A 26909-nucleotide genomic window follows, 5' to 3' on the forward strand; every position below is an offset into this window, starting at 1 on the left:
CCTTCGGGGCACCCTCATCCCTTCGCCTACCGGCGATCATGCCCCAATTTTCTCCTGGCCCCTTTTGGGACACGCTGGCCCCTCGGGGCGCCGATCATACGCCTCTTTTTCCACGCCCCCATTTGGGACGTCTACGCCTTCGGCGCGACGGAGCCGGTGTCCATACGGCCGGAGTTGTCCGGATGGATGGTCATGCTCTGGAACCGGTGCTCCATGTAGCTGTTGTCAAAGTGGCTGGCATAGAACTCCTCGACCGGCGAGGAGGGGGCGATGTCGCTGACGCGCTCGAACCAGCAGTCCAGCGCCTGCAGCGTCATGACGGCGTTGACCAGCATGAGCACGGCGCACAGCGAGGTGAGGGAGTAGCGCGCCTTCCAGGGGATGAGGTTGATGAGCTTGAGCAGACGCGGAAGCAGCAGTTTGATCCACACGAGACCCAGGATGCCCCAGATGCTCGCGAACATGGTCGAGGTGCGCCCGCCGCACAGGGCGGCGATGGGATCGGGAATCACCCCGAAGATCATCGCGCCGGTGTAATCCCAGGCCACGGCACCAAAGGCCGTCTGCATGAACCAGCTGACCGCGTACTCGAACGCGCCGCCGATCGCGGCGCTCACCAAGAAGATGATGAGCACGTTTTTGCGGTAGAAGCGGTTGAGGGCGGTGGTCATGAGCACGGCGCCCACGCCGTAAATGGGGGAGAAGGGGCCGAACAGCAGGCCCGCGCGGTCCTGGTATACGCCGGGGTCGACCACCGTCATGTGCCAGATGACCTCGAGCACGAGCCCGATGACGCTACAGACCATGAAAACCCAGAACAGGTTGAAGAAGTTGAGCTTGATGTAGCCCTCGCCGGTCGTATCGCGGCCGAGCATGCCCTCCTCGGCAGCTTCGCGGTCCTGCATGTCCTGCAGACGTTTCTGCAGCTCGCGCTCCTGGCGAAGCGAGGGGTCGATTGTGACCGAGATGACGAGCAGGATGACGAGTTGGATTGCAGGTTGGATGAGCTGGTAGCCGATACCGTCGAGCATGATGGAGATGATGATCTGCGCGAAGGTGATGGCGATGAGCACCTCCGACCAGATGGCGGCATTGCGGCGACGGTTCTTGAGCAGCGAGTAGCCGAAGCGGACGAGCAGCGCGGAGCCGGCGAGCGAGAGCAGCACGTTCAACGAGGTCACGACGATGGTGAGCGTCGGGTCGCGGGCTACGCTGAGCAGGCTGGGGTCGCGCACGAGGACGAGCGTCACGAGCACGATGAGGATGACGCCCAGCGCGAGCGTGGCCAGGCCGCTCAGCAGGCACAGGATGCCGTAGACCTTGATGAGGCGGGGTATGCGCTTGCGCTCCTCGGGCGTCTCGACCTTGGGGTCGAGGTCGTTGCCGGGAAGTCCCATGTCTTGGCGCGGGGCGGTGTCGGTTGTCGTGCTCACGGGTTCGCGCTCCTTATCAGCGGTGTGCGCTGCATCATACCCCACCGCACCCGTCTCATTCACGGGACCCGCGACATGACGGGCGCGCGGAACCAGGGCGGGTGGGGGCGTAATTGCTCGGCGGATGGGTCAGATGGGGACGTGTTCCATCTGACCCATTCCCGCCCTGGGCGTAATTTCACCCTAGGGATTTTGTTGCATCGGGCAGCCTTCGGGGCTGCCCGATGCAACAAAATCCCTAGGGTGAAATTACGCCCCCCATCTGCAAAAACCTGCACTCTAGTCCCGCGCCGCCATACCGCTGCGTTAAGAATCCGCTGCAAGGCCCGACGTCGCGTCGGTGTGCATGCAGCGCGTGCCATAATGTGCGTGTTGTCGACAGGAAGGCGGAGAAATCCATGGCAGACGCGATGCTCAACGATGATGTCCTGCACGAGGAATGCGGCGTCTTCGGCGTGTGGGCCCCGGGGCGCGATGTTGCGCGCATCACGTATTTTGGCCTCAAGGCCCTTCAGCACCGCGGTCAGGAATCCGCCGGTATCGCCGTCGGCGACGGCGGGACGGTCATGGTCCGCAAGGATCTTGGCCTGATCGACCAGGTGTTCTCCGATGCGGACCTATCGTCGCTTCCCGGCCAGCTCGCCGTCGGCCACGTGCGCTACGGCACGGCGGGCGCCAAGAGCTGGGAGGCTGCGCAGCCCCACCTCTCCACGATCGGCGACGTCATCACCGCGCTCGCGCATAACGGGACCCTCGTCAACACCGATGAGCTGCGCCGTCAGCTCATCGAGCTCGGCGTCCCCTTCCTGTCCAATTCGGATTCCGAGGTGGCCACCAAGCTCATCGGCTATTTCACCCAGCGCTCGCATCACCTGCGCGAGGGCATCCGCAAGACCATGGAGCTCATTCGCGGCGGCTACGCCATGACGCTCATCAACGAGCAGGCGCTCTATGCGTTCCGTGATCCGCACGGCATCCGTCCCCTCGTGCTCGGCAAGATCCTAGCAGGCGATGGGTCAGATGGGGACGTGTTCCATTCAACCCATTCTGGGTCAGATGGGGACGTGTTCCATCCAACCCATTTCTGTCCTGACGGCTCCGCCGCCGGCTGGGTTGTCGCGTCCGAGACCTGCGCCCTCGACATCGTCGGCGCCCATTACGTGCGCGATATCCGGCCCGGCGAGATCCTGCGCATCTCGGCCGACGGGCTCGTCTCGGAGCAGGGCGTCCCCGCGGCGCCGGAGAGCGCCGAGTGCATCTTCGAGCAGGTCTACTTCGCGCGCCCCGATTCCATCATGGGCGGCAAGTCCGTCTACGCGTGCCGCTACGACATGGGCCGCCGCCTGGCGATCGAGGCGCCCGTCGACGCCGACATGGTCATCGGCGTGCCGGATTCGGGCATGCCGCCGGCCGAGGGCTACGCGCGCGAGAGCGGCATCCCGTTCGGCGAGGGCCTGATCAAGAACCGCTACGTTGCGAGGACGTTCATCCAGCCCACCCAGGAGCTGCGCGCGATGGGCGTGCGCATGAAGCTCAACCCCTTGCGCGACAACATCGCCGGCAAGCGCCTGGTGGTGATCGACGACTCCATCGTCCGCGGCACGACGATGGTGCAACTGGTCAAGATGCTGCGCGATGCGGGCGCGGCCGAGGTGCACGTGCGCATCAACTCGCCCGAGGTCGTGTGGCCCTGCTTTTACGGCATCGATACCGACGTGCAGGCGCAGCTCATCAGCGCCAATCGGTCGGTCGAGGAGATTCGCGCCTTTATCGGCGCCGACTCGCTGGCGTTCTTGTCCGTCCAGGGGCTGCTCGCCTGCGTTCCCGCCCTCGGTGTCCAAGTGGGGGAGGATGGTCCTGCGCGGGGCTACTGCACGGCGTGCTTTACCGGGGTCTATCCGGTGGCCATCCCCGAGAGCTTCGGTCGCGACAAGTTCATGCCCGGCTACGATCCCTGCAATCTGACCGAAAACCCCGTGCTTCCCCGCGACGTCGTCGTCGAGAAGCGCTTCGATCACAGCTGGGAGGCGGAGCACGAGGCGTAGCCTCCCGTACACGAGAGTGCGACAGGGCCGGACGGCCCCTTTTTCGCCGCCCGGAACGTCCACATTTGCGGTACCCCCGTTTAGGGGACGGTTTTGCGTCGGGGTCCCGAGTAGGCCGAATTCGCGCACCTCATCTACCTGCTGGTTTTACAGGGCGAGGGCGCCGTCTACCCGAAGGGCCCCTCCAAAACCGTCCCCTAAACGGGGGGTAGTGCAAATGGGTCGGTTGGGGACGTGTTCCGTTCAACCCATTCTGCAGAAAAGCGCGCTGCCCCCTCTGCAAAAAACGGGGCCAGGAGGCGCGGGCGAAGGAGGCCCGCAAATGAGTTGGACGGAACACGTCCCCAACCGACCCATTTCTGCACCGCTCGACCCCTTGGCATCGCGCAGCCAGCCCTTCGTGCACGTGAAATGAGGAGAGGGGCGACGACACCTTTGCGCCCCACACCTCGTTGGCGAAAAACGTCTGCCCTAATTTCACACGCTGTGCGCGGCTGCTGGCGTGAGCGAGCCTGCTATCATGGGGTGCAGGTTGAGCCTTCTTTCGAAAGGATTCGCATGAGCGAGAACACCAAGCATGTGACCTACGAGGACGCCGGCGTCGACACCGCCGAGGGCGGGCGCGCGGTCGACGCGATCAAGCAGATGGTGGCCGAGACCAACCGGCCTGAGGTCATCGGCGGTATCGGCGGCTTCGGGGGCCTGTTCTCCGCTGCGGCGCTGAAGGACATGGAGGACCCCATCCTCATCTCGGGCACCGACGGCGTGGGCACCAAGCTCGTCCTCGCCCAGATCCTCGACCGCCACGAGACCGTGGGCCAGGACCTGGTCGCCATGTGCGTGAACGACATTCTCGCCTCGGGCGCCGAGCCCCTGTTCTTCCTCGACTACATCGCCATCGGCCACATCGAGGCCGAGCATATGGCCAAGATCGTGCGCGGCGTCGCCGACGGCTGCAAGCTCGCGGGCTGCGCGCTCGTGGGCGGCGAGATGGCCGAGCACCCCGGCGTCATGCGCCCCGATGACTACGACCTGGCCGGTTTCGCGGTGGGCGTCGTCGACCGCCCCAAGATGCTCGATCCGGCAAACGTCCGTCCCGGTGACGTCATTTTGGGCCTGCCCTCCACCGGCGTTCACTCCAACGGCTACTCCCTCGTGCGCAAGGTAATCGGCGTCGACGGCGTCGTGCCCGGCACGCCCGAGGCCGCGGCCAAGAAGGCCGAGCTCGAGGCAATCGAGGTCGCCGACGGCCTGTCGCTTGCCGACGCGCTGCTCGCGCCCACGCGCATCTACGTGAAGCCTATCCTCGATCTGCTGCGCGGTGGCGCCCCGGTCCATGCGCTTGCCCACATCACGGGCGGCGGCATCACCGAGAACCTCAACCGCGCGCTGGCCGACGACGTCGATGCCGTGGTGACGCGCAACGGCGCCGAGATGGGCTGGGACGTGCCGCCCGTCATCACCTACATCTCCAACCAGGCCGAGCTCGCCCCCAACGAGGCGTGCAAGACCTTCAACATGGGTGTCGGCCTGTGCATCATCTGCGCGCCCGAGGACGAGGCCGCCGTCACCGTCGCCCTCGAAGAGCTGGGCGAGCATCCGTTCCGCGTAGGCGCCTGCGTGCCCGGCACCGGCAAGGTGGTGTACTCCGATGAGCAGTAGCGACGAGTATCGCCGTCTGGTCGAGGAGGCGGGTCTGCCGCCCGAGGCCCTGCCGAGCGACGCGTTTTTCAGCGCGAACGTCGACGGCGAGCTGGCCCGTGCGGTGAAGGACTCCCTGGAGTCGCTGGAGCCGGTCGACGAGGAGCCCCACGTCATCGACAGCAACGAGATCCAGGCCGCCCGCGCCGCTGCGCGCACGTCGGGCGAGCTCGAGCCGCTCAAGATCGGCGTGCTCATCTCGGGCTCCGGCACCAACCTGCAGGCGCTCATCGACCGCATCGCCGACGGGTCGCTGAACGCTACGGTCGAGCTCGTGGTGTCGAGCCGCCCCTCCGCCTTCGGCCTCAAGCGCGCCGAGGAGGCGGGCATCCAGACGCTCACCCTCTCCAAGGAGATCTACGCCGATCCCATCGCGGCCGACGAGGTGATTGCTCACGAGCTGCTGGCGCATGGCGTCGAGTACGTCATCATGGCGGGCTACATGCGCATGGTGCGCGCCCCGCTGCTGGCGTCGTTCCCCAACCGCATCGTGAACCTGCATCCGGCGCTGCTGCCGAGCTTCCCGGGCGCGCATGCCATCGACGACGCGTATCAGCGCGGCGTGAAGGTCACGGGCGTGACGGTGCACTTTGCCAACGCCGCCTATGATGCGGGCCCCATCATCGCGCAGCGCGCGCTGCCGGTCGAGGAGGGCTGGGATGTCGAGGAGCTCGAGGCCCACATTCACGAGATCGAGCACGAGCTGTACCCGCATGTGGTCCAGCTGCTTGCCGACGGTCGCGTCCAGGTCCGTGACGATCTGACTGTCGCCGTTTTGGCCTGATAGGTGGAGCGCGGTGCCGCCTGATCGGCGCCGTCGCTTCTGAGTCGCCTCCCATTTTGGGCACATGCCTCCCATTTCTTGGACATGGAAAAAGACGTCCGAGAGATGGGAGGCTTTTTTGTGGGGAGCGACCGGGCATCTCCGTGTCGTGGTCGGACGGGGAAGGGGATGTTGTCGGGTCGCGTGGCGTGCGCAGCTCTTTTGAGCTGAAAGAACTGCAATTTGGGGTTGCGGGCCGCCGGCGGCGAGCGGTGCTATAGAATCGCTTGGAAACGACGGCCTGTGGAGACGGAGCGGACCATGGAGGAGACCTGGACTGTCAAGCGTTGCCTTGACTGGACGAACGGATACCTTGAATCCAAGGGAATCGAGAACCCGAGGATCTCTGCCGAATGGCTGCTGAGCTCGGTGACGGGACTGAAGCGCATACAGCTGTATACGGATTTCGCCAAGCCGCTTTCGCCCGATGAGCTTTCCCGGATGCACGAGGCCGTCGTCCGCCGTGCCAAGGGCGAGCCGCTCCAGTACATCGTGGGGAACACCGCGTTTCGCGCCATCGAGGTCGCCTGCGAGCCGGGCGTGCTGATTCCCCGTCCCGAGACCGAGATGCTGGTCGAGGAGGTCCTGACCTATCTTGATCGCGAGGTGATCGGGGAGATGGGGCGCCCCGGGGCTGTGAAGCGCGCGCCGCTGCCGTGGAACGCCGAGGTCGAGGCGGCGCGCGAGGCCGAGCGGGCGGCGGCTGCCGAGGCGGCCCGCGCCGCGGCGAGCGAAGCGGGCGATGTCGCGTCTGCCGACGCTGAGACGGGCGAGGGCGCTGACGCCGCCGACGAGACCGAGGCGCCCGAGGCTGAGAGCGATGATAAAAAGGCTCCCGAGCCCGACGCCGAGCCGCGCGTCTCGCATGTGCTCGAGGTGGGCTGCGGCACGGGCTGCATCTCGCTGTCGCTCGCCCTCGAGCGCCCGGGGCGCGTGACGTGCATCGCGACGGATATCGAGCCGCGTGCCGTCGCCTTGGCGATCCGCAATCGCGATGCGCTCGGCATTGCGCCCGAAGTGGTGGATTTCCGAGAGGGCAACCTGGTCGCCCCGCTCGATCGCCAAACCGAGTGGGGGACGTTTGACGTGCTCGTGTCCAACCCGCCCTACATCCCGACCTCGGTCATGCGCATCCTGCCCGACGAGGTTGCGCGCTTCGAGCCGCATCTTGCCCTCGAGGGCGGTGAGGACGGCCTGGATATCTTCCGGCGCCTGGTCAACGCGGCGCCGAGCATGCTGCGGGCAGGAGGTCTTCTGGCCTGCGAGCTCCACGAGACGACGCTCGACGCGGCGGCCGACATCTGCCGTGCGGCGGGCTTCGAGGACGTGCGCATCGCGCGCGACCTGCCCGGTCGCCCGCGCTTCATCTTGGCTCGCGTTCCCGAGGCGGTGGTCGCTGCCGCTCGCGCCCGCTTCGCGCAACGCTGAGCGGTCGAGATCGCGCGCTCGCACTCGCTCGGCACCCTTTGCCGAACGCTGTTTCCCGTTTATCCGGTGGGTTTGAGATGCGGCCGCATGAGGCGCCGTCGCGTGAGACAATGCTTCGAACCGCCGCTGTCGCACGTCGGCGGTAAAACGTTTTTGTCATGCGATGAGGGAGGCCGCCATGCAGCGGATATATAGAGTGGCAGGCGATGCGTGCCCTCACCCGCTCGCTGCATGTGACGCGGCCATGATGCTGCGCGCGGGCGCGCTGGCGCTCGTGCCGACCGAGACCGTCTACGGCGTCGGCGTCTCGGTGGCGGCGTATGCGCAGTCCGACGAGCTGCCCGCCGAGGGCAGCGGCTACCGCAGGATCTTCTCACTCAAGCGGCGCGACATCGAGCAGACCGTGCCGTGGCTCGTCGGCGGTCCCGAGGCGCTCGACGAGTACGGTGTGGACGTCTCCGACGAGACGCGGGCGCTGGCGCAGGCGTTTTGGCCCGGCGCGCTCACGCTGATCGTGCGGTCGGCTCCGAACGTGCCCGCGTTCATGCAGGCGGCGGACGGGACGGTCGCCTTGCGCGCATCGGCCTCGCCGGTGGTGCGCGCACTTGTTCACATGTGCAAATCCCCGCTCGCGGTGACGAGCGCGAACACGCACGGCGCGCCTGCGCCCACCTCGTTTGACGAGGTGGAGCCGCGCATTCTCGCCGGTGTGGACGTCGCGCTGGACGCCGGCGCGACGACGTGTCGCGATGCCTCGACCATCGTCTCATTCGTGCACGGGAAGCTCGAGATCGTGCGCCACGGCGCCCTTTCCGACGAACGCATCCATGCGGCCCTCGAATCCGCTCAGCGCTGAAGGGAGCGCCCGATGTCTTTCAACCTCGCCGAACTCAACCTCGCCGACCACGCGTTCACGGTGCCGGGCAGCAGCTACATCATGGCGCTCGATTCGGGCACGACGTCGGTGAGGGCCCTGATCGTCGACGAGTACGACGACATCGTCGCCCAGGCGTCCAAGCCGATTTCGGTCTCCTATCCCGCATCGGGCTGGGTCGAGCAGGATCCCATGGAGATCCTCGCGTCGCAGATCGCGGTCATGGCGGAGGTGCAGTTCAAAAGCGGCATCCACTCCGACCGCATCGCGGCGATCGGCATCTCCAACCAGCGCGAGACCTGCGTGGTCTGGGATCGCGACAGCGGTCAGCCCATCTACAACGCCATCGGCTGGCAGTGCCGCCGCACCGCCCCCATCGTCGAGGGGCTCGTCGAGGCGGGGTACGAGGAGATGATCCGCGAGAAGACGGGCCTCAAGCTCGACCCGTACTTCTCGGCGACCAAGATCAAGTGGATCTTGGACAACGTCAGCGGGGCGCGCGAGGCGGCCGAGGCCGGCGAGCTCATGTTCGGCACGGTCGACACCTGGCTGATCTACAACCTGACCGGCGGGACGGTGTACGCGACGGATTACACCAACGCGAGCCGCACCATGCTGTTCAACATCCATACGCTCGACTGGGACGACGAGCTGCTCGCCATGCTCGACATCCCGCGCTCCATGCTGCCCGAGGTGCGCTGGAGCTCGGGCGATTTCGGCCATGTCTCGAGCGAGGTCATGACCCACATGCCGCCCATCACCGGCGTCGCGGGCGACCAGCAGGCGTCGTTTTTCGGCCATTGCTGCTTTGAGCGCGGCGACACGAAGAACACCTACGGCACCGGCTGCTTCATGCTCATGAATACCGGCGACGAGGTGGTGCGCTCGGACAACGGCCTCATCGCGACGATCGGCATCGCCGAGGGCGGCAAGGTGTCCTACGCCCTGGAGGGGTCGATCTTCCATGCGGGCTCGGTGATCCAGTGGCTGCGCGACAAGCTCGCCATCATCACGGACGCCGCCGAGACGGCCGATATCGCGCGCTCGCTGTCCGACAACGCCGGCTGCTACCTGGTGCCGGCCTTCAGCGGCCTGGGCTCGCCCTGGTGGGACCCGACGGCGCGCGGCATCATCGCGGGACTCACGGCCGCATCCGACCGCGCGACGATCGTGCGCGCAGCCTGCGAATCCATGGCCTACCAGAGCTATGACGTCCTGCACGCCATGGAGGCGGACGCCGGTGTGAAGCTCGAGAGCCTGTCGGTGGACGGCGCCGCGTCGCGCAACGAGTTCATCATGCAGTTCCAGTCCGATCTGCTCGGCATCCCGGTCGTTCAGAGCGAGTCCGTCGAGACGACGGCGCTCGGCGCGGCCTATCTCGCCGGCCTTGCCGTCGGGTATTGGGAGGACCGCGAGGAGCTTGCGCAGAACCACGCACGCGGCAGGCGTTTCGAGCCGCAGGGCGACGCGGAGGATACCGCTCGCTACCTCGCAGGCTGGCACGACGCCGTAGCGCGGACCCGAACCGTGATAGAGTGAGATGAGGGCGCCTGGCGCGCCCGTCACGCCGTCGAATCGAAAGGACACCTGCCATGCGCGTAGCGATCGCCTCAGACCATGCCGGATTCGAACAAAAGCAGGTCCTTGTCGCCTTCCTCGTAGGTGAGCCTGAGGTCGAGGTCATGGATATGGGCCCCGACTCCGACGATCGCGTCGACTATTCCGACTATGCGGTGAAGGTGGCCGAGGCGGTTGCATCGGGTACCGCCGACCGCGGCATCCTCGTGTGCGGCACGGGTATCGGCATGGCGCTCGCCGCCGACAAGGTCGCCGGCATCCGCGCCTCCTCGATCACGACGCCTGAGTTCGCCGACCTGTTCCGTCGCCACAACGACGGCAACGTCTTGTGCCTGTCGGGCCGTTTCGTCGAGCCCGAGGTCAACGAGGAGATCATCCGCGTGTTTCTGACCGCGCCGTTTGAGGGCGGCCGTCATGCGGACCGCGTCGCGAAGGTCATGGCGCTGGACTAGGCGATGCCGGCGCTTAAGCGATGATGTTTTGACGCCCGGGCTCGCCGATCGGCAGGACCCGGGCGTCTCGTATAGAAAGGCTTTGGTATGGCATGTGATTTCGACTCCTCGCGCGTGACGGTGGTCGACCACCCGCTCGTGCAGCACAAGCTCTCCATCCTGCGCGACCGCACGACGGGCACCAAGCAGTTCCGCGACCTGGTGCGCGAGCTCGCGCGCTTGGAGTGCTACGAGGCGACGCGCGACCTGCCGCTTGCCGACGTGCAGATCGAGACCCCTATCTGCCCGACGACCGCCCGCTGCGTCGCCGGGCGCAAGCTCGCCGTCATCCCCATCCTGCGCGCGGGTCTAGGCATGGTCGACGGCGTGCTCGACCTGGTGCCCGCCGCGCGCGTGGGCCACGTGGGCATGTACCGCGACGAGGTGACGCACGAGCCCCACGAGTACTACGCCAAGCTGCCCGGAGATATCGCCGAGCGCCTGTGCCTGGTTGTCGACCCCATGCTCGCCACCGGCGGGTCGGCCTCGGCCGCCCTGCAGTATCTGCGTTCCCAGGGTGCGACGGACATCCGCTTCTTGAGCATCGTGGCGGCGCCCGAAGGGCTCGCGGCCGTGCTCGAGGCGGATCCGGACGTGCACATCTACACCTGCTCGGTGGACGAGGGCCTCAACGACGACGCCTATATCGTTCCGGGCCTGGGCGATGCCGGCGACCGCATCTTCGGCACGCTGGACAGGTGAGATGGCCGGCGCGAGCCCGCTGCTTTTCCAATGTGTCCGCTTCGTTTACGCACATTGAATTTTCGAATTCCTTGCCTATACTAGTCACACGACGTATGCGCACCCTGTTTTTCAGGGGGCACAGCGCCAAGAAGGGAGCCCGATGTCCGAGTTCGACCCTGCGCTCGCATTCGATCTTGCCGCGCACGGACCGGCGCTCGCCGTCGGCGTCCTTCTTAGCCTGTTCGCGTTCGTCCCGCTGTTTTTGGCCGTCGTGCCCGTACTGCGCCGCGTGAGCGACGCGAGCATGACCAAAGGCATGGTGGGCGTAGGGGCCTCGTTCGTCATCCTGTTCGTGGGTGTCGTCGTGGTTCACCTGCTCGCACCGGGGGCGCTCGTCGCATTCGTCGCAGGCGAGCTGATCGGCTTTTTCATCGGCTGGATCGGCCTCGCCATCGCGGTCCTCGCGAAGACCGATTAGTCGTGGGCGCCGGCGCAGCCGACGGCCAAAGAAAGGTGGAATCTTGGACGCGTTTTCCAAGCTGCCCGAAGAGATCAACCATCTGGTCTCCGAGTTCTCCTCCATGCCCGTGGTGGGCGATCTGGGGGCAGGCCTCACGCAGTACTCGGTGTGGTTGCTCATCGCCGCCATCGTGTTCGCGGCGATCATCCTGACGTTTGCCAAGCGCCAGGCGCTCGTACCCAAGGGCGTGTTCGTCAACGGTGTCGAGTATCTGATCGAGTACGTCGAGAACGACGTCGCGAAGGGCGTGGTGGGCACCGAGTGGCGCCGCCACTTCCCGTTCTTGGCGACGATCTTCTTCTTCATCCTGGTCAACAACTTCATCGGCCTGATTCCCGGCTGCAAACCCGGAACCGGCGCCATCGGCTGCACCGCCGCGCTCGCGCTCGTCACGTTTCTTTACTTCGTGTACTACGGGTGCAAGAAGCACGGCGTGATCGGCTACATCAAGAGCCTGGCGCCCGCGGGCGTGATGTTCCCCATGAACGTGTTCGTGTGGGTCATCGAGGTCTTCTCGCTGCTGCTGCGCCCCATCACGCTGGCCATCCGTCTGTTCTGCAACATGTTCGCCGGCCACATCGTCATGGGCTCGTTCTCCATCATGGCCACGCTGTTCGCCGAGCCGCTGCTCGAGCACTTCAGCGCTATGAACGCGCTGGGCGCGCTGCCGAGCGTGGCGTGGCTCGCCATCCTGCTCATCATCTACGCGGTCGAGCTCATCGTCGCGTTCGTCCAGGCCTACGTCTTCACGGTCCTCGCCGCGGTCTATATCCAGATCGCCGAGGCCGAGGGGCACTAATCGGGCATATCGCTTGTTGACGCGGGCCGCAGTCGCGGCCCTGTCAGATATTTGGGTATCCTGCGCCGGTAGGCGCACGACAAAGGAGGAATTGTGGGAGTTATCGGTTACGGTCTCGGTGTTATCGGTGCCGGTCTGGCCATCGGCCTCGCGGCGTTTGGCGCCACGAGCGCTATGGCTCGCCAGCCCGAGGTCCAGGGTCGCGCGTTCACCGTCTTCATTCTGGCGTCCGCGTTCACCGAGGCGCTCGGCCTCATCGGCTTCGTCGTCACGCTGATCTCCTAACGCTCGCGCACGTGTCGAGTAAGGAGAGGAACATGAAGCTTACAAACCGCGCTGCCGGTGCAGCCGCCTCCATCGCCGCGGTGGCGCTCGTCGCCCCGAATCCGGCGTTTGCCGAGGGCTCTGCCGGCGGTCCGTCGATTCTGATCCCCAACATGGCGGAGTTCATCCCCGCGCTCATCGCCTTTCTCATCATCTGGGTCGTGCTGGCCAAGATCGCTTGGCCCAAGGTCCTGACGATGATGGACGAGCGCAGCCGCCGCATCGAGGAGAGCCTCGAGGAGGCCGAGCGCACCAAGCAGAAGGCGCTCGACGACCGCAAGACGTCCGACGAGCTCGTCGCCGACGCGCGTCGCCAGGCCGCCGAGATCGTGCTCGCCGCGCGTCAGGACGCCGAGCACGAGCGCGCCCGCATCCTCGCCGCCGCGCACACCGAGGCCGAGGACATCATCTCCAAGGCGCGTGCGAACGCCGAGGAGGAGCGCCGCTCGCTGTACTCCGAAGCTGCCGGCACCATCGCCGACCTCTCGGTCTCCGTGGCCTCCAAGATCGTGGAGAAGTCTCTGGACGAGGACGGCGAGCAGCGCCGCCTCATCGAGCGCTACATCAAAGAGGTAGGTAGCCTGAATGCCAACTAGCCGTAGGGAGAACAGGGTCCTCGAGACCTATGCCCGCGCCCTGCTCGAGGCTGCGAAGGCGGAGGGTCGCGTCTTTACCGACCTGGACGCCCTCGGCGCTCTTTCCCAGGCGAGCCCCGAGATCCTCGCGGTCGTCAAGACCATGGTCGAGCGCGACCAGCTCGACCTGTTGCCGCAGGTCGCCGAGGCCTATCGCGCCATGACCGAGGACGATGAGGACGTCGTGGGCGTGACCGTCACGACCGCCGTCGAGCTCGACGACGAGCTGCGCGCGCAGATCGTCGCGATGTGCGAGGAGCAGCTCGGCAGCCGCGTGTCGCTCATCGAGCGCGTCGACCCGTCCATCATCGGCGGCATCGTGCTCGAGGCTCGCGGCCAGCGCCGCGACATCTCGGTCAAGACCCAGCTGCGCGCCGCGCGCAAGACGCTCGGCGAAGCCCAGCTCACTTTAGGAGGTGAGGCCAGCAATGGCTGAGATCATTAACGCCCAGACCATAGCCCAGGCCCTCGCGAAGAAACTCGATTCGCTCAACGCGGTCGTCGACACGCAGGAGGTCTCCCTCGTCGATGAGGTGGGAGACGGCATCGCCCGCGTCTCGGGCCTGCGCAGCGCCATGGCCGGCGAGCTGCTTGAGTTTAAGAGCAGCGAGACGGGGGAGACGGTGTTCGGTCTCGCCCAGAACCTTGAGCGCGACGAGGTCGGCGCCGTTCTGTTCGGCAACGTCTCCGTCATCAAGGAGGGCGACGAGTGCCGCACCACCGGCCACATCATGGACATCCCCGTGGGCCGCGGCATGCTCGGCCGCGTCGTGAACCCGCTCGGCGAGCCCATCGACGGCCTCGGCGAGATCCGCACGACCCACTATCGCCCCATCGAGTTCAAGGCGCCCGGCGTCATCGACCGCACCCCGGTGTGCGAGCCCGTCCAGACCGGCCTGCTCGCCATCGACTCGATGATCCCCATCGGCCGCGGCCAGCGCGAGCTCATCATCGGCGACCGCAAGGTCGGCAAGACGGCCATCGCCATCGACGCCATCATCAACCAGCGCGGCAAGGGCATGGTCTGCATCTACGTGGCCATCGGCCAGAAGGCCTCCACGGTCGCCAACATCCGCGCCACGCTCGAGGAGCATCACGCGCTCGACTACACGGTCATCGTCTCGGCCACCGCAGCCGAGTCGGCGCCCATGCAGTACATCGCGCCCATGGCCGGCGCCGCGATCGGTGAGTTCTTCATGTACAACGGTGTGGACGGCAAGCCCGCGAGCGCCGAGAACCCCGGCGGCCACGTGCTCGTCATCTACGATGACCTGTCCAAGCAGGCCGTCGCCTACCGTCAGATGTCGCTGACGCTGCGCCGTCCGCCCGGACGCGAGGCCTACCCCGGCGACATCTTCTACCTGCATTCGCGCCTGCTGGAGCGTGCCTGCAAGCTCTCCGAGGCCAACGGCTCGGGCTCTATGACCGCGCTGCCCCTCATCGAGACGCAGGACGGCGACGTGTCGGCCTACATTCCGACGAACGTCATCTCCATTACCGATGGTCAGATCTACCTGCAGAGCGACCTGTTCTTCCAGGGACAGCGCCCCGCGGTCGACGTCGGCATCTCCGTGTCGCGCGTCGGCGGCGCCGCGCAGATCAAGTCCATGAAGCAGGTGGCCGGCAACCTGCGCCTTGACCTGGCTTCCTACCAGGAGCTTTCGGGCTTCGCGCAGTTCGGCAGCGACCTCGACGCGGCCACGCAGCAGCAGCTGACTCACGGCTCGCGCATGACGGAGCTGCTCAAGCAGTCGCGCTTCAAGCCGTTCGACGTGGCCGAGCAGGTCCTCGTGCTGTTCGCCGGCAACAAGGGCTTCTTGGACGATCTGCCCCTGTCGCAGGTGCTCGAGTTCCGCGATGGGCTCGTCAGCTACGCGAACAGCAGCTACGGGCGACTCCTCGAGCGCGTGCGCTCCGAGAAGATCGCCGGCGACCTGGACGAGCAGCTCATGCAGATGATTTCCGACTACAAGGCGGATTTCGTCGGCAAGCATGCCGCCCAGGTCGTCGAGGACGGCTCTGATTCCGAGGAGAACTAAGCTCCATGGCCAACCTTCGCGAAATCAAAAAGCGAATCACTTCGGTCACGAGCACCAAGCAGATTACGCGCACGATGGAGATGGTCTCGACGGCCAAGATCCGTCGTGCGCTCGATCGCGCCTACGGCGCCGAGCCGTACAAGAAGGCGCTGACCGACGTCATGCTCACGGTCGCCCAGGATACCGAGGCGGCTGGTGACGCCCCGCTGCTGCATAAGCACGACCACGAGCAGAACGTGCTCGTGGTGGCGATCGCATCCGACCGTGGCCTTGCCGGCGGCTTCAACGTGCTCGTCGAGCGCGAGACCGACAAGATCGTGTCTGCGTGCGCGCGCCGCGGCGTCGCCTGCGAGATCATCACCTGCGGTCGCAAGGTGAGCGACTACTTCGCGTCGCGCCCCAACCGCATCATGCATTTCGAGGGCACCTCGGCCGAGCCGACGCTCGAGCAGGCCCGCATGATCGCGAGCTACATCTGCGACGGCTACGCCCAGGGCACCATCGACCGCGTCGAGGTCGTGTACCACCATGCGCGCAATCGCGTGGATCAGGAGCTGCGCGTCGAGCGCCTGCTCCCGCTGGACACCGAGGCGGTCGCGCTGGCGCGCGGCCCGCGCCGCAACGAGAGCGATGCGCCCGAGCGCATCTCGTCGTCGTTCAGCTTCGTGCCCTCCGCGGCGCACGTGCTGGGCGGTCTGGTCCCCTCGTACGTGCTGACCGTCATCCATCAGGCGCTGATCGATTCCGCCGCCTCCGAGCAGGGTGCGCGCCGCAAGGCGATGCACTCCGCGACCGAGAACGCGACGGCGATCGTCGCGACCCTGAACCGTACCTATAACCGTGTTCGCCAGGCTTCCATCACCACCGAGATCAACGAGATCGTGGGCGGAGCCTCTGCATTGGAGGAGTAGCAATGGCTTCGAGCACCGACATGAACGACATCAAGGATGCCGTCTCCCACCACACTGCAGGCGAGGGGCGCATCGTCCGCATCGTCGGCCCGGTCGTCGACGTCAAGTTCGAAGGCCAGGTCCCCGCGATCTACAACGCGCTGACCGTCGAGGCCGAGACCCCCATGGGCCACGTGAGCACCGTCCTCGAGGTTGAAAGCCAGCTTCCCGGCGGCGTGGTCCGTACGGTCGCCATGACCTCGACCGACGGCCTGACGCGCGGCATCCCCGCCATCGACACCGGCGAGCCCATGCAGATGCCCGTCGGCCCGGGTACGCTCGGCCGCATCTGGAACGTGCTGGGCAAGCCCGTCGACGGCAAGCCCATGCCCGAGATCGAGGAGTACTATCCCATCCACCACGCGGCTCCGCACTTTGACGAGCTGACCACCAAGACCGAGATCTTCGAGACCGGCATCAAGGCGGTCGACCTGCTCGAGCCCTACATCCGCGGCGGCAAGACCGGCCTGTTCGGCGGCGCCGGCGTGGGCAAGACGGTGCTCATCCAGGAGCTCATCAACAACCTGGCGCAGGAGCACAACGGCACCTCGGTCTTCACGGGCGTCGGCGAGCGCACCCGCGAGGGCACCGACCTGTACCTCGAGATGAGCGAGTCCGGCGTCATCGACAAGACCTGTCTGGTCTACGGCCAGATGAACGAGCCGCCCGGAGCGCGCCTGCGCATCGGTCTGGCCGGCCTCACCACGGCCGAGTACTTCCGCGACCGCGGCCAGGACGTGCTGCTGTTCATCGACAACATCTTCCGCTTCTCCCAGGCCGGCTCCGAGGTCTCGGCCCTGCTCGGCCGCATGCCGTCCGCCGTCGGCTACCAGCCCACGCTGGCGACCGAGATGGGCGACCTGCAGGAGCGCATCACCTCCACCAAGACCGGTTCGATCACTTCGGTCCAGGCCGTCTACGTGCCCGCCGACGACCTGACCGACCCGGCTCCTGCGACCACCTTCACGCACCTCGACGCCCAGACGGTTCTGTCGCGCTCCATCGCGGCGCTCGGCCTGTACCCGGCCATCGACCCGCTGGCGTCCTCGTCCGACGCGCTCGACCCCTCCATCGTGGGCGAGGAGCACTACCGCGTCGCCGTCAAGGTCCAGGAGATCCTCCAGGAGTACTCCGACCTGCAGGACATCATCGCCATCCTCGGTATGGACGAGCTGTCCGAGGAGCAGCGCCTCACCGTCGACCGCGCGCGCAAGCTGCAGCAGTTCCTGTCCCAGTCCTTCCACGTGGCCGAGAAGTTCACGGGCAACCCCGGCGTGTACCTCCACATCGAGGACACCGTCCGCTCCTTTGCCGCCATCGTTGACGGTGAGTGCGACGACCTGCCCGAGCAGGCCTTCCGCTACGCCGGAACGATCGACGACGTGCGCGAGCGCGCCGCCAAGATGGGGGCGTAGCACATGGCCATGCAGCTGCGGATCGTCTGCCCCGAAACCAGCGCCTACGAGGGCGAGGCGGCGTTTGTCGCCCTGCCGTCGACCGACGGCGAGCTCGGCGTGGCCGCGCGCCATGCGAGCGAGATCTGCACGCTCGGTTCCGGCTACATCCGCGTGAGCGATACCGCCATGGGGACGATCGACCACCGCTTCGCGGTGAGCGGCGGCTATGCCCAGATCGCCGATGACGAGGTCATCGTGCTCGCTGAACGCGCCGCCGACGTGGACGCGGTCGACGTCGCTCGGGTTCAAGCTAAACTTCAAGGTTTTGAAGACCAGTTGAGCGTTTTGTCAGAGAACGATGCACGCCGTGCGTACCTTTATAATGAAATCGCATGGTGCAGGCTGCTGCTCGACGCGCAGACGTCATAGCGCGCGGAGGCGGTCACAAGGCTTTCATCATGCCCGGGGATGCACAGTTCCCGGGCATGTTCATATCGAAGGGGATCACGCTTGGATATCATTCGCGTTGAAGGTGGACATGCCCTCGCCGGCAGCGTCTGCGTATCGGGCGCCAAGAACTCCGCGCTCAAGTTGATGGCCGCGACCCTGCTGGCCCCGGGCGTCACGACGCTCCAGAACGTGCCCAACATCTCCGACGTGCACGTCATGGGCAAGGTGCTCAAGCGCATGGGCGCGACCATCGAGGTCGCCGACGAGCACAGCCTGGTGATCGACACCTCCAACGTCGACTCCTGGGAGGCTCCCTACGAGCTCGTTGCCAAGATGCGCGCCTCGACGGCGGTCATGGGTCCGCTGCTCGGCCGCTTCGGCCGCGCGAAGATCGCCATGCCCGGTGGCTGCAACCTCGGCGCCCGCAAGATCGACATGCATATCCTGGGCCTCGAGGCCCTCGGCGTGAAGTTCGACACCGACCACGGCTACATCCATGCCGACGCCTCCGAGGGCCTGATCGGCGCCAACGTCACGCTCGAGTTCGCGAGTGTCGGCGCCACCGAGAACCTCATCATGGCGGCCGTGCGCGCCCGCGGGACCACAGTGATCGACAACGCCGCCCGCGAGCCCGAGATCGTCGATTTGGCGAATATGCTCAATTCGATGGGCGCCAAGATCGTCGGAGCCGGAACCCCGGTCGTGCAGATCGAGGGCGTCAAGGAGCTCCACCCCACGACGCACCGCGTCATCGGCGACCGCATCGAGGCGGGCACCTTCATCGTCGCCGGTGCGCTCGCGGCCGGCGAGGACGGTATCGAGGTGCGCGGCTTCAACTCTAACCACCTGGGCATGGTCATCAAGAAGTTCGAGCTCATGGGCATCGATATCGAGCACATCGAGGGCGGTGTGCGCGTGAGGCGCGCCGAGCGCATCCTGCCGGTCGATATCCAGACGCTGCCCTTCCCGGGCTTCCCGACCGATATGCAGGCTCAGGCCATGGTGCTGTCCGCGCTCGCGGACGGCAGCTCGGTCATCACCGAGAACATATTCGAGAACCGTTTCATGTTCGCCTCTGAGCTGGTCCGCATGGGCGCGGACATCCGCATCGAGAGCCACCACGCCATGATCCACGGCGTCAAGGGCTTCTCGGGCGCCCAGGTGGTCTCGCCTGACCTGCGCGGTGGCGCGGCCCTCGTGGTCGCCGGCCTCGTGGCCGACGGCTACACCGAGGTCTCCGCCATCCATCACATCGACCGCGGCTACGAGCACTTCGTCAAGAAGCTCGAGGACCTCGGCGCTTGCGTGCAGCGCGCGACCATCCCCGACCCCACGGACGAATAGGGCAGGTACCCCATGAGAAACAAACCCGTACAGGATTCCCGGCGCCCGAGTACCGGCGCCGCGAGCCGCATCTATAGCCGCGACAACGTCGCGCGCTACTCCGAGCGCGCGCGTCAGCGTCGGCGCGGCAAGCGCATCCGCCGCGTGATCCTGGTGACCGTGCTGGGCCTGCTGGCCTGCGTGGGCACCGCCGCCGGCCTGTGGGTAAGCCGCATCGCCGGCAACCTCAACAACTCGTCGGTCATCACGAACAACCTGCTGATGACCCTGGTCGACACGGACGTCGCGCGCGATCCCTTCTACATGCTGCTGCTCGGCACCGACGGGCGCCCCGGCGAGGAGACCTATCGTTCGGACTCCATCATCCTGGCGCGTATCGACCCGACCGAGAAGAAGGTGGCGCTCGTCTCGATTCCGCGCGACACGCGCGTCGAGTACAACGGTTCGACCATGAAGATCAACGCCACGCACGCCTACGATGGCGCCGAGGGCGTCGTCAAGGCCGTCAACGAGCTGTGCGGCATCGAGATCTCGCACTACGCCGAGATCAACTTCGAGGGCATGGAGGCGCTCATCGACGCCGTGGGCGGTATAGACATCAACGCGACCGACGGCGTGGACGACCCCGCTCACCTGGACATCGTCATCGAGCCGGGCTATCAGCACATGGACGGTGCGACGGCGCTCACCTATGCGCGCGCCCGCTACCAGTACATCGACGGCGACTACACGCGCATGCGCCATCAGCGCCAGGTGCTCTCGGCACTTGCCAACAAGATGCTCAACGAGATGGACGTCACCAACATCGTCGACATCATCGATTCGCTTTCCAACATGGTGATCACCGACCTGAGCATCCAGGATATCGTCACGCTCGTGAACGCGATGCGCGGCATGGACACCGACGAGATCTGGTCGGCCAACCTGCCGTCGTGGGCGGGCGAGGACACCTACGTGGACGGCCAGAGCTACGTGTTCGTGCACGAGGAAGCGCTCGCCGAGATGATGGAGCGCATGGACGACGGCAAGGATCCGCAGGGCCCGCAGTCCATGGGCACCGGCGGCGAGGGCTCCACGACGACCGGCGACCTTGCCAACAACTCGTCCGAGGACTGGGTGTACGGCGAGGCCACGACCAGCTCGGACTTAGAGGACGAGTCCGAGGGGACCGAAAGCGAGAGCGACGTCGGGGAATCCTCGCTCGAGACCGAATAGCCACCGGGCTGACAAGGGCCGCCTTGTCAGCCCGCTTTTATGCTGTACGGAGGGCGCGCTGCTTTGCGGTGCCGCTTCTGCTCTTCGCGGAAACGCCCTGAAACGACAAAGGGGACGCACCGCCTTGCCGGAGACGTTGGGCCCGCAAGGAGGTGCGCCCCCTTCGCCATGGGTGGATAAGGATCGGCTACGCGAAGCGCCTGACCAGCTGCTCGAGCACGTCGACCATCTTCACCAGGGCGGAGACGGGGATGAACTCGTTCACGCCGTGGCAGCAGTACGCGCCGGTCGAGAGGTTGGGGCAGGGCAGGCCGCGGAACGAGAGCTGGGCGCCGTCGGTGCCCCCGCGGATGGGGATGACGCGCGGCTCGACGTCCGAGGCGCTGAAAGCCTCCTTTGCGACATCGATGAGCTGCGGATAGTCGCCAACGATCTCGGCCATGTTGCGGTATTCGTGCTTGATTTCGAGGGTCACGCGAACCTGGTCCTGCTGGGCGTTCATGAAATCGCAGGCGCGCTGCATGAGGTCGAGCTTTGCCTGGAACTTGGCGGCGTTGTGGTCGCGGACGATGTAGCGCGCCGTCGCGTGGGTGACGGTGCCCGATACGCTGCAGAGGTGGATGAACCCCTCGTAGCCCTCGGTGTGCTCGGGGCGCGCGACGCTCGGGAGCAGGTTGTGGTACTCGACGAACAGGTTGGCGGCGTTCACCATACGGTCTTTGGCGTCGCCGGGATGGATTGAGAAGCCCTCGAAGCGCACGGTCGCCTCGGCGGCGTTGAAGCACTCCCATTCGATCTCGCCCACCGGGCCGCCGTCGACGGTGTAGGCATACGTGCAGCCGAACGCTGGAATATCGAGCAGCTCGGCGCCGTGGCCGATCTCCTCGTCGGGGCAGAAGCAGATGCCCAGGGCGGGATGGGGAATGGACGGGTCGGTTAGCAGGCGCGCGGCGAGCGCCATGATCTCGGCGACGCCGGCCTTGTCGTCGGCGCCGAGCAGCGTGGTGCCGTCGGTGCATATCAGGTTCTCGCCGGCAAGTGCGGCAAGGCCGGGGATGCGGTCGGGGGAGATGCTCACCGGCTCGCCGTCGACGATGCCGCATACCAGCTCGCCACCCTCGTAGGCGACGATATGGGGCTTGACGTTCGCTCCGGGCGCCGCCTCGGTGGTGTCGAGGTGGGCGATGAGGCCGAGCTTCGGTGCGTTCTCGGCGCCTTCGCTTGCGGGGATGTGGGCGGTGACGTAGGCGTTCTCGCTGACCTCGACGTCGTGCGCCCCCATGGCGCGCAGCTCGTCGGCCAAGAGGTTCGCGAGGTCAAACTGGCACGGGGTGGAGGGCACGCGGTCGCTGTGCTCGTCGCTCGACTGGGTGTTGACGGCGACGTACCTCAAAAAGCGAGATAGGACGTCGGGCTCGTTCGATTCGGACATGGGAAGCTCCTTAGAAGATCGTCGCCGATATAAAATCCGCCTACAGCGTAGCACGCGACAAGATGGTGCCAGGTACAAACTTGTCGGCTACGATTGCATGCTATGAAGTCGCTGTGCAGATACCGATGGAGGTTGGAGATGCTGGAAACCGATCGCTTGCTGTTGCGCTCTTGGCGCGAAGACGATGCCGATGCCCTATTTGAGCTCGCGCGCGACCCGAGGGTCGGTCCGGCGGCGGGCTGGCCTCCCCATCGCAGTGTGGAGGAGAGCGCCGGGATCATTCACAATGTCTTGATGATGCCCGACAGCTTTGCCATCGTCGAGCGGACCACGGGGGCGCTTGTGGGAGCCATCGCCCTTAAACACGAGGACGCTTCGGAGATGGCGGGTATCGATGAGGCGGAACTCGGTTACTGGATTGGCGCAACGCACTGGGGCCTTGGCTATGCCACGGAGGCGGCGCGGGCCGTGGTGGCATACGGCTTTGATGAGCTCGGGCTTATCTCGATCTGGGCGGGATACTATGGGGGCAACGAGCGCTCGCGCCGCGTGCAGGAGAAGCTCGGCTTTGTGTTCCAATACCGAGTCGAACGCGAGGTGGAGCTGCTGGGTGAACGTCGCGTCGAATACTGCCAACGCCTCCTGTCGCGACAAGATGGTGCCGGGTGCAAACTTGTCGGCTAGGGCCGCTACAGCTTCAAGCCATGGTCAGCGGCGTATCGCCTGCAAAACGCCTCGAGTTTCGGGAAATCATCCGATACCGCGCTCCAAACGATTGAACGGTCGAGTTTCCCGTAATCATGCGCAAATATGTTTCTCATGCCGTGGATGGCTTTCCAAGGTATGTCAGGATACGCTTCTTTTGCGCGGCTCGACATGTTTCCCGCCTCTTCGGCAACGCGAAAGACGCACATGAAGATGCCGTCGGCGTTCATGCGGCCCTGTGCGGATTCGTCGGAAACGAAAACGTCTTTTGTCAGATTGAGCTCGCGGACCCTCTCGTTCGTTTCCCGTATGACACGGTATATTTCAGCCACGCGTGCATCATCGCTGTTCCTCGCGCTCATAAAGAATCACCCCTTCGCGTTCGATGGCATGTGCGAACTCGTCATTACCTAGATCCGCTCTTGATACGATGTCGACATGTTTCCCCGTGCGTTCGCGAATCGCTTCTGAAAACGCCGACAGCTCCAGAAGACTGAGCTCACCGTCGTCGTAAACGATGCGCAAATCGATGTCGCTTTGCGGCGTCGCCTCGCCTCGCGCGTATGAGCCGAACAGCACGACGGCGGATATGCCGGCGCAGCGTCGGGCCTCTTCCTCGACAATGCTTTTGATGGCAGAAAGGCTCAAGATCGATTGGAGGGGCGCTCTTCGGGTCTGCTGATCATCGGACAGGCCGATTGTAAAGGGGATGCGACCCTCGCGGAGCGTCTGCTTGGCGAATAGGTTGATGGCGGTCGAGACGCTCATGCCGACTTCGTTGCAGAAGGCTGCAAATTGAGCTTTGGTTTCGCTGTCCATGCGGACGCTCAAAATCGATTGTGCCATAGGGGCTCCCCAGTTTGTTGTATGACAATGTAAATCATAGTGCTATATACCCGTAAAAACCAGATGTAGCGCCGACAAGATGACGCCGGGCACAAACTTGTCGGCTGCAGCCGCGCGGATTCGCTCCGTTCCCCTTTGGAACCATGCCTGCGCCCCGGCGATGCGCTACACTGAGACGCGATATGCGATGGAGAGGACGACCATATGGACACCACCGACATTTCCCGCGAGCTGCATCTGACCGTGGCAAACGAGGACTATCTCGAGTGCATGGTTCGCCTTGAGCGCGAGGGCGCGCTCGGCGAGGGGATCCGCTCGGTCGACATCGCCCAGCAGCTCGGCGTCTCCAAGGCGTCGGTCAACAAGGCGGTCACCGTCCTGAAGGAGCAGGGCCTGGTGGAGCAGTCCCACTACGGCAAGGTCATCCTTACCGATGCCGGCCGCGAGCTCGGCAGCGCCGTGTGGAACCGCCATCGCCTGATTCGCACCTTCCTCGTCCAAGAGCTGGGTGTCGAGTTCGAGCGTGCGGACGCCGAGGCGTGCATGATGGAACACGCCCTGTCCGAGGACACCATGCAGCGTTGGATGTCCTACCTCGAGCAGCAGGGCATCACGGTCGGCGAGGAGTAGCCCATGTCGGGCCGCGCCGCATATTCGGCGCTCGCGTCGCTTGACGATTCCCGATACGATCGGCTCGGCGCCTCGTGGCTTGGCGAGCGTCTTGGCAGCGAGGTGCTGCTCATGCAGGGGCCCATGGGTACCGAGCTGATGCGCCAGACAGGCGGCGGGGACATCCCGACGGCGTACTGGAACGTGGCCGACCCGCAGGAAGTCATTCGTCTGCACAGCCTGTATCGCGCCGTCGGGGCCGATCTCATGCTGACCAACACCTTCCAGGCGAGCGCGCCGGCCCTGCAACGGGACGGGGTGGACGCGCCGATGGAGCGCGTGAACGAGCGCGCTGTTGAGTGCGCGCGCCGCCCGGGCGCCCCCTGTGTCGCGGGCTCGATCGGCCCGTGTGGACTCACCTGGGAACAGACGGATACTCCTGAGTACCGGGCGGTGCGCGCTGCGTACCGCGAACAGGCGCATGTCCTGCTCGATGCGGGGGCTCATGCTCTTATGCTCGAGACGTTTACGTCGCTTCACGATGCCGAGCCCGCGCTTGTCGGCGCACTCGATGTGGCCTGCGGCATGCCCGTGCTCATGAGCTTTGCGGTGGATGATGCCTGCAACCTGTACAGCGATGGCGCTTCGATCGAGGACGCCTGCCGCCTCGCGGCCAAGATGGGCGCCTCGTCGGTCGGCGTCAATTGCTGCTCGCTCGCCGCAGCAGCCGAGGCGGTCGGTCGCATGGTCGCGGTGACGTCGCTGCCGGTCTCGGTGCGCCCCAACGCCGGCGATCCGCGGCGCAACGAGGACGGAGAGCTTGTCTGGCCCGTCGGGGCGGATGAGTTCGTCGAGGCCTGTGCGCAGTGGGTGCGCGCTGGCGCGACAATCGTCGGGCCGTGCTGCGGCGGTGACCCCCTGACCGTTTGCGCCCTTTCGGGTTATCTCGAGGAATGCGTGCGATAGCGCCGACCCCCTGCGTTGCCGTGACTGCATACGAAAGGGATGGGTATAAAACCTATTCGTTATACCGCCCTAGTAATATATATGGAGCACGGGAGCGATACAGACCATGAGCGCCATGATTCGTTTTGGAACCGACGGATGGCGAGCTCGTCGCGACGGCGAGTTCAACGAGGAGAACGTGATACGCGTTGCCGACGCCGCGGGCACGCTGTGGGCGCAGACCGCGCCCGGTGCCATCGTCTATGTCGGATACGATACGCGTCCCGGCGCTGAATCCTTCGCCCGTCTCGCCGCCCGCGTCGTCGCGGGTCACGGCTTGGTCGTCAGGCTTTCGGACCGCTACGTGCCCACACCCGCACTTTCGTGGGCAATCGCGCGCGATGCGCGCTCCTGCGGCGGCCTCATGGTGACGGGGTCGCATCATCCCGAGGACTATCTGGGCATCAAGTTCCGTACTTCCGACGGCGGGGCGGGCTCGTTTGAGTTTGCCGCCGAGGTCGAGCGGGAGATTGACGGCGACCCGACGGACGCGCGCGGACCCATCGAGATCAAGGATTTTGCGACGCCGTATCTGGAGGACCTGAAGGGCCTCGTCGATGGCGAGGCAATCGCCCGCGCCGGCCTGCATGTCGTATACGACCCGATGTACGGAGCCGGCCGCGGCTACTTGGCTGACATCCTGCGCAGTCTGGGCGTCACGGTCGACGAGATTCACGGTGTCGATGACGAGGGAATGCGCGACATGCGCCCCGAGCCCATCGAGCCGTGGGTAGACGATTGCGAGCAGGCGGTTGTCGAGCTGGGCGCCAGCGTCGGACTGATCAACGACGGCGACGCCGATCGCATCGGTGCGGTCGATGAGCACGGTCGCTTCGTCAACGCGCACAAGCTGTTCTCGCTGATCTTGGGCCATCTGGTCAAGCATCGCGGCATGAGCGGGCGCGTCGTGCTCGGCCTGTCCTCATCGGTTCTCACCCGCCGTGTGGCGCATGCCCTCGGCTGCCGCTATGCCATCAAACCGGTTGGCTTCAGATATATATATGAGGAGATGCGCAAGGGCGGCGTGCTGATGGGCGGCGAGGAGACGGGCGGCTTCGGCATCCCGGAGCACTTCCCCGAGCGCGACGGCCTGCTGATGGCGCTGCTCCTCTGCGAGCTTATGGCCATGACGGGCAAGACCTTGGCCGAGCTTGTGAGCGAGTTTGAGGAAGCGTTCGGCGAGACGAGCTACGCCCGTCGCGACCTTCGCCTGCAAAACGAACAGATCGAGGTATTGCGGACGATGCTGCCCGGCATCAACCCCAAGCGGATTGCCGGTCGCGAGCCGGTTCGCGTGAGCCATATGGATGGCCTGCGCCTTGAGTTTGCAGACGAGTCCTGGTTGCTGCTGAGGCCAAGTGGAACAGAAGCGCTTGTCCGTGTGTACGCCGAGGCGCCGACTGTAGAGCTGCGCGATGATTTGCTCGATGCTGGAAGCGACGTAGCAAGGGGAGAGCTCTCCTAGCTCCAAAGCCCGGCAAAAGGTAGCTATGGCGCGGTAAGCGTCTGAAAACACAAGATATAGTGCAACAATCAGTGAAAAACAGACGAATTGTGAAGACCCCGTGGAGCGCGGGATTCC

The 26909-nt window shown here is 65.5% G+C and carries 27 protein-coding genes; 23 read left to right on the forward strand and 4 right to left on the reverse strand.

Annotated features, from left to right (window positions below):
- Nucleotides 1–131: 131 nt before the first annotated feature.
- Complete coding sequence (locus tag QUW00_RS08625; protein WP_289613975.1) at nt 132–1433, reverse strand: putative ABC transporter permease; 1302 nt, start codon at nt 1431–1433, stop codon at nt 132–134.
- A gap of 398 nt (nt 1434–1831) precedes the next feature.
- Between QUW00_RS08625 and QUW00_RS08630 the strand changes: the two genes are divergently transcribed.
- The 19 genes from QUW00_RS08630 to QUW00_RS08720 all read left to right on the forward strand — a co-directional run bounded on the left by QUW00_RS08630 (nt 1832) and on the right by QUW00_RS08720 (nt 20730).
- The gene (locus tag QUW00_RS08630) at nt 1832–3478 is read left to right on the forward strand and encodes an amidophosphoribosyltransferase (protein WP_289613976.1); all 1647 of its coding nucleotides are present in this window, start codon (nt 1832–1834) and stop codon (nt 3476–3478) included.
- 558 nt (nt 3479–4036) lie between these two features.
- Nucleotides 4037–5140 carry a phosphoribosylformylglycinamidine cyclo-ligase gene (gene purM, locus QUW00_RS08635; RefSeq protein WP_289613977.1) on the forward strand — a complete coding sequence of 368 codons (1104 nt, stop codon included), beginning with the start codon at nt 4037–4039 and terminating at the stop codon, nt 5138–5140.
- A 169-nt stretch (nt 5141–5309) separates the two neighbouring features.
- The gene (gene purN / locus QUW00_RS08640) at nt 5310–5963 is read left to right on the forward strand and encodes a phosphoribosylglycinamide formyltransferase (RefSeq protein ID WP_289614000.1); all 654 of its coding nucleotides are present in this window, start codon (nt 5310–5312) and stop codon (nt 5961–5963) included.
- 300 nt (nt 5964–6263) lie between these two features.
- Nucleotides 6264–7430, forward strand: coding sequence for a N5-glutamine methyltransferase family protein (locus QUW00_RS08645; protein WP_289613978.1), 1167 nt, complete (start codon nt 6264–6266; stop codon nt 7428–7430).
- A gap of 178 nt (nt 7431–7608) precedes the next feature.
- Nucleotides 7609–8286 (forward strand): L-threonylcarbamoyladenylate synthase, encoded by a 678-nt coding sequence (locus QUW00_RS08650; RefSeq protein ID WP_289613979.1) that lies wholly within the window; start codon nt 7609–7611, stop codon nt 8284–8286.
- Between the two features lie 12 nt (nt 8287–8298).
- Complete coding sequence (gene glpK / locus QUW00_RS08655) at nt 8299–9843, forward strand: glycerol kinase GlpK (protein ID WP_289613980.1); 1545 nt, start codon at nt 8299–8301, stop codon at nt 9841–9843.
- 53 nt (nt 9844–9896) lie between these two features.
- Nucleotides 9897–10334, forward strand: a complete 438-nt coding sequence (rpiB, locus tag QUW00_RS08660; protein WP_289613981.1) for a ribose 5-phosphate isomerase B — start codon at nt 9897–9899, stop codon at nt 10332–10334.
- 87 nt (nt 10335–10421) lie between these two features.
- Complete coding sequence (gene upp / locus QUW00_RS08665) at nt 10422–11075, forward strand: uracil phosphoribosyltransferase (RefSeq protein ID WP_289613982.1); 654 nt, start codon at nt 10422–10424, stop codon at nt 11073–11075.
- Between the two features lie 142 nt (nt 11076–11217).
- Complete coding sequence (locus QUW00_RS08670; RefSeq protein ID WP_289613983.1) at nt 11218–11535, forward strand: hypothetical protein; 318 nt, start codon at nt 11218–11220, stop codon at nt 11533–11535.
- 43 nt (nt 11536–11578) lie between these two features.
- Nucleotides 11579–12376, forward strand: coding sequence for a F0F1 ATP synthase subunit A (gene atpB / locus QUW00_RS08675; RefSeq protein WP_289613984.1), 798 nt, complete (start codon nt 11579–11581; stop codon nt 12374–12376).
- A 93-nt stretch (nt 12377–12469) separates the two neighbouring features.
- Complete coding sequence (locus QUW00_RS08680) at nt 12470–12661, forward strand: ATP synthase F0 subunit C (RefSeq protein ID WP_019127352.1); 192 nt, start codon at nt 12470–12472, stop codon at nt 12659–12661.
- Between the two features lie 32 nt (nt 12662–12693).
- The gene (atpF, locus tag QUW00_RS08685; protein ID WP_289613985.1) at nt 12694–13296 is read left to right on the forward strand and encodes a F0F1 ATP synthase subunit B; all 603 of its coding nucleotides are present in this window, start codon (nt 12694–12696) and stop codon (nt 13294–13296) included.
- Nucleotides 13286–13771, forward strand: a complete 486-nt coding sequence (locus QUW00_RS08690) for a F0F1 ATP synthase subunit delta (protein ID WP_289613986.1) — start codon at nt 13286–13288, stop codon at nt 13769–13771. Before atpF ends, QUW00_RS08690 begins: the two co-directional genes overlap by 11 nt.
- Entirely contained in the window at nt 13764–15374 is a 1611-nt protein-coding gene (gene atpA / locus QUW00_RS08695) for a F0F1 ATP synthase subunit alpha (RefSeq protein WP_289613987.1), read from the forward strand. The genes QUW00_RS08690 and atpA overlap by 8 nt, the downstream gene beginning before the upstream one ends.
- Before the next feature lie 5 nt (nt 15375–15379).
- Nucleotides 15380–16285, forward strand: coding sequence for an ATP synthase F1 subunit gamma (gene atpG, locus QUW00_RS08700; RefSeq protein ID WP_289613988.1), 906 nt, complete (start codon nt 15380–15382; stop codon nt 16283–16285).
- Nucleotides 16286–16287: 2 nt separating this feature from the next.
- Complete coding sequence (atpD, locus tag QUW00_RS08705; RefSeq protein WP_289613989.1) at nt 16288–17739, forward strand: F0F1 ATP synthase subunit beta; 1452 nt, start codon at nt 16288–16290, stop codon at nt 17737–17739.
- A gap of 3 nt (nt 17740–17742) precedes the next feature.
- A complete protein-coding gene (gene atpC, locus QUW00_RS08710) occupies nt 17743–18150 on the forward strand; it encodes an ATP synthase F1 subunit epsilon (RefSeq protein ID WP_354003417.1) in 408 nt (135 codons plus the stop codon).
- A gap of 81 nt (nt 18151–18231) precedes the next feature.
- Entirely contained in the window at nt 18232–19515 is a 1284-nt protein-coding gene (gene murA, locus QUW00_RS08715) for a UDP-N-acetylglucosamine 1-carboxyvinyltransferase (protein ID WP_289613990.1), read from the forward strand.
- A gap of 12 nt (nt 19516–19527) precedes the next feature.
- Nucleotides 19528–20730 (forward strand): LCP family protein, encoded by a 1203-nt coding sequence (locus QUW00_RS08720; protein WP_289613991.1) that lies wholly within the window; start codon nt 19528–19530, stop codon nt 20728–20730.
- 187 nt (nt 20731–20917) lie between these two features.
- On the opposite strand, the gene pepT is transcribed toward QUW00_RS08720, so the two are convergent.
- Nucleotides 20918–22162 (reverse strand): peptidase T, encoded by a 1245-nt coding sequence (pepT, locus tag QUW00_RS08725; RefSeq protein ID WP_289613992.1) that lies wholly within the window; start codon nt 22160–22162, stop codon nt 20918–20920.
- Nucleotides 22163–22300: 138 nt separating this feature from the next.
- Here pepT and QUW00_RS08730 point away from each other — a divergent pair, with 138 nt between their 5' ends.
- On the forward strand, nt 22301–22846 hold the full coding sequence (locus QUW00_RS08730) for a GNAT family N-acetyltransferase (protein ID WP_289613993.1): 546 nt from the start codon (nt 22301–22303) through the stop codon (nt 22844–22846).
- 5 nt (nt 22847–22851) lie between these two features.
- Here the strand turns inward: QUW00_RS08730 and QUW00_RS08735 are convergent, their stop codons facing one another.
- Together QUW00_RS08735 and QUW00_RS08740 are read right to left on the reverse strand one after the other, a co-directional pair.
- Nucleotides 22852–23229 carry a HepT-like ribonuclease domain-containing protein gene (locus tag QUW00_RS08735; protein WP_289613994.1) on the reverse strand — a complete coding sequence of 126 codons (378 nt, stop codon included), beginning with the start codon at nt 23227–23229 and terminating at the stop codon, nt 22852–22854.
- Nucleotides 23207–23713, reverse strand: a complete 507-nt coding sequence (locus QUW00_RS08740) for a type II toxin-antitoxin system RelB/DinJ family antitoxin (RefSeq protein WP_289613995.1) — start codon at nt 23711–23713, stop codon at nt 23207–23209. Before QUW00_RS08740 ends, QUW00_RS08735 begins: the two co-directional genes overlap by 23 nt.
- Before the next feature lie 204 nt (nt 23714–23917).
- Between QUW00_RS08740 and QUW00_RS08745 the strand changes: the two genes are divergently transcribed.
- The 3 genes from QUW00_RS08745 to QUW00_RS08755 all read left to right on the forward strand — a co-directional run bounded on the left by QUW00_RS08745 (nt 23918) and on the right by QUW00_RS08755 (nt 26792).
- Nucleotides 23918–24343, forward strand: coding sequence for a metal-dependent transcriptional regulator (locus QUW00_RS08745; protein WP_289613996.1), 426 nt, complete (start codon nt 23918–23920; stop codon nt 24341–24343).
- 3 nt (nt 24344–24346) lie between these two features.
- Complete coding sequence (locus QUW00_RS08750; RefSeq protein ID WP_289613997.1) at nt 24347–25288, forward strand: homocysteine S-methyltransferase family protein; 942 nt, start codon at nt 24347–24349, stop codon at nt 25286–25288.
- Nucleotides 25289–25394: 106 nt separating this feature from the next.
- Entirely contained in the window at nt 25395–26792 is a 1398-nt protein-coding gene (locus QUW00_RS08755) for a phosphoglucomutase/phosphomannomutase family protein (RefSeq protein ID WP_289613998.1), read from the forward strand.
- The last annotated feature ends 117 nt before the right edge of the window (nt 26793–26909 follow it).

Origin of the sequence: Collinsella tanakaei (assembly GCF_030373545.1) — a bacterium.
Taxonomy (GTDB): Bacteria; Actinomycetota; Coriobacteriia; order Coriobacteriales; family Coriobacteriaceae; genus Collinsella; species Collinsella tanakaei_C.

Bases quoted from the DNA above. Each gene is read 5' to 3' on its own strand.
- QUW00_RS08630 (WP_289613976.1), top strand. From the start codon at position 1,832: ATGGCAGACGCGATGCTCAACGATGATGTCCTGCACGAGGAATGCGGC.
- purM (WP_289613977.1), top strand. From the start codon at position 4,037: ATGAGCGAGAACACCAAGCATGTGACCTACGAGGACGCCGGCGTCGAC.
- QUW00_RS08645 (WP_289613978.1), top strand. From the start codon at position 6,264: ATGGAGGAGACCTGGACTGTCAAGCGTTGCCTTGACTGGACGAACGGA.
- QUW00_RS08650 (WP_289613979.1), top strand. From the start codon at position 7,609: ATGCAGCGGATATATAGAGTGGCAGGCGATGCGTGCCCTCACCCGCTC.
- glpK (WP_289613980.1), top strand. From the start codon at position 8,299: ATGTCTTTCAACCTCGCCGAACTCAACCTCGCCGACCACGCGTTCACG.
- rpiB (WP_289613981.1), top strand. From the start codon at position 9,897: ATGCGCGTAGCGATCGCCTCAGACCATGCCGGATTCGAACAAAAGCAG.
- upp (WP_289613982.1), top strand. From the start codon at position 10,422: ATGGCATGTGATTTCGACTCCTCGCGCGTGACGGTGGTCGACCACCCG.
- QUW00_RS08670 (WP_289613983.1), top strand. From the start codon at position 11,218: ATGTCCGAGTTCGACCCTGCGCTCGCATTCGATCTTGCCGCGCACGGA.
- atpF (WP_289613985.1), top strand. From the start codon at position 12,694: ATGAAGCTTACAAACCGCGCTGCCGGTGCAGCCGCCTCCATCGCCGCG.
- QUW00_RS08690 (WP_289613986.1), top strand. From the start codon at position 13,286: ATGCCAACTAGCCGTAGGGAGAACAGGGTCCTCGAGACCTATGCCCGC.
- atpA (WP_289613987.1), top strand. From the start codon at position 13,764: ATGGCTGAGATCATTAACGCCCAGACCATAGCCCAGGCCCTCGCGAAG.
- atpG (WP_289613988.1), top strand. From the start codon at position 15,380: ATGGCCAACCTTCGCGAAATCAAAAAGCGAATCACTTCGGTCACGAGC.
- atpD (WP_289613989.1), top strand. From the start codon at position 16,288: ATGGCTTCGAGCACCGACATGAACGACATCAAGGATGCCGTCTCCCAC.
- atpC (WP_354003417.1), top strand. From the start codon at position 17,743: ATGGCCATGCAGCTGCGGATCGTCTGCCCCGAAACCAGCGCCTACGAG.
- QUW00_RS08720 (WP_289613991.1), top strand. From the start codon at position 19,528: ATGAGAAACAAACCCGTACAGGATTCCCGGCGCCCGAGTACCGGCGCC.
- pepT (WP_289613992.1), bottom strand. From the start codon at position 22,162: ATGTCCGAATCGAACGAGCCCGACGTCCTATCTCGCTTTTTGAGGTAC.
- QUW00_RS08730 (WP_289613993.1), top strand. From the start codon at position 22,301: ATGCTGGAAACCGATCGCTTGCTGTTGCGCTCTTGGCGCGAAGACGAT.
- QUW00_RS08735 (WP_289613994.1), bottom strand. From the start codon at position 23,229: ATGAGCGCGAGGAACAGCGATGATGCACGCGTGGCTGAAATATACCGT.
- QUW00_RS08740 (WP_289613995.1), bottom strand. From the start codon at position 23,713: ATGGCACAATCGATTTTGAGCGTCCGCATGGACAGCGAAACCAAAGCT.
- QUW00_RS08745 (WP_289613996.1), top strand. From the start codon at position 23,918: ATGGACACCACCGACATTTCCCGCGAGCTGCATCTGACCGTGGCAAAC.
- QUW00_RS08750 (WP_289613997.1), top strand. From the start codon at position 24,347: ATGTCGGGCCGCGCCGCATATTCGGCGCTCGCGTCGCTTGACGATTCC.
- QUW00_RS08755 (WP_289613998.1), top strand. From the start codon at position 25,395: ATGAGCGCCATGATTCGTTTTGGAACCGACGGATGGCGAGCTCGTCGC.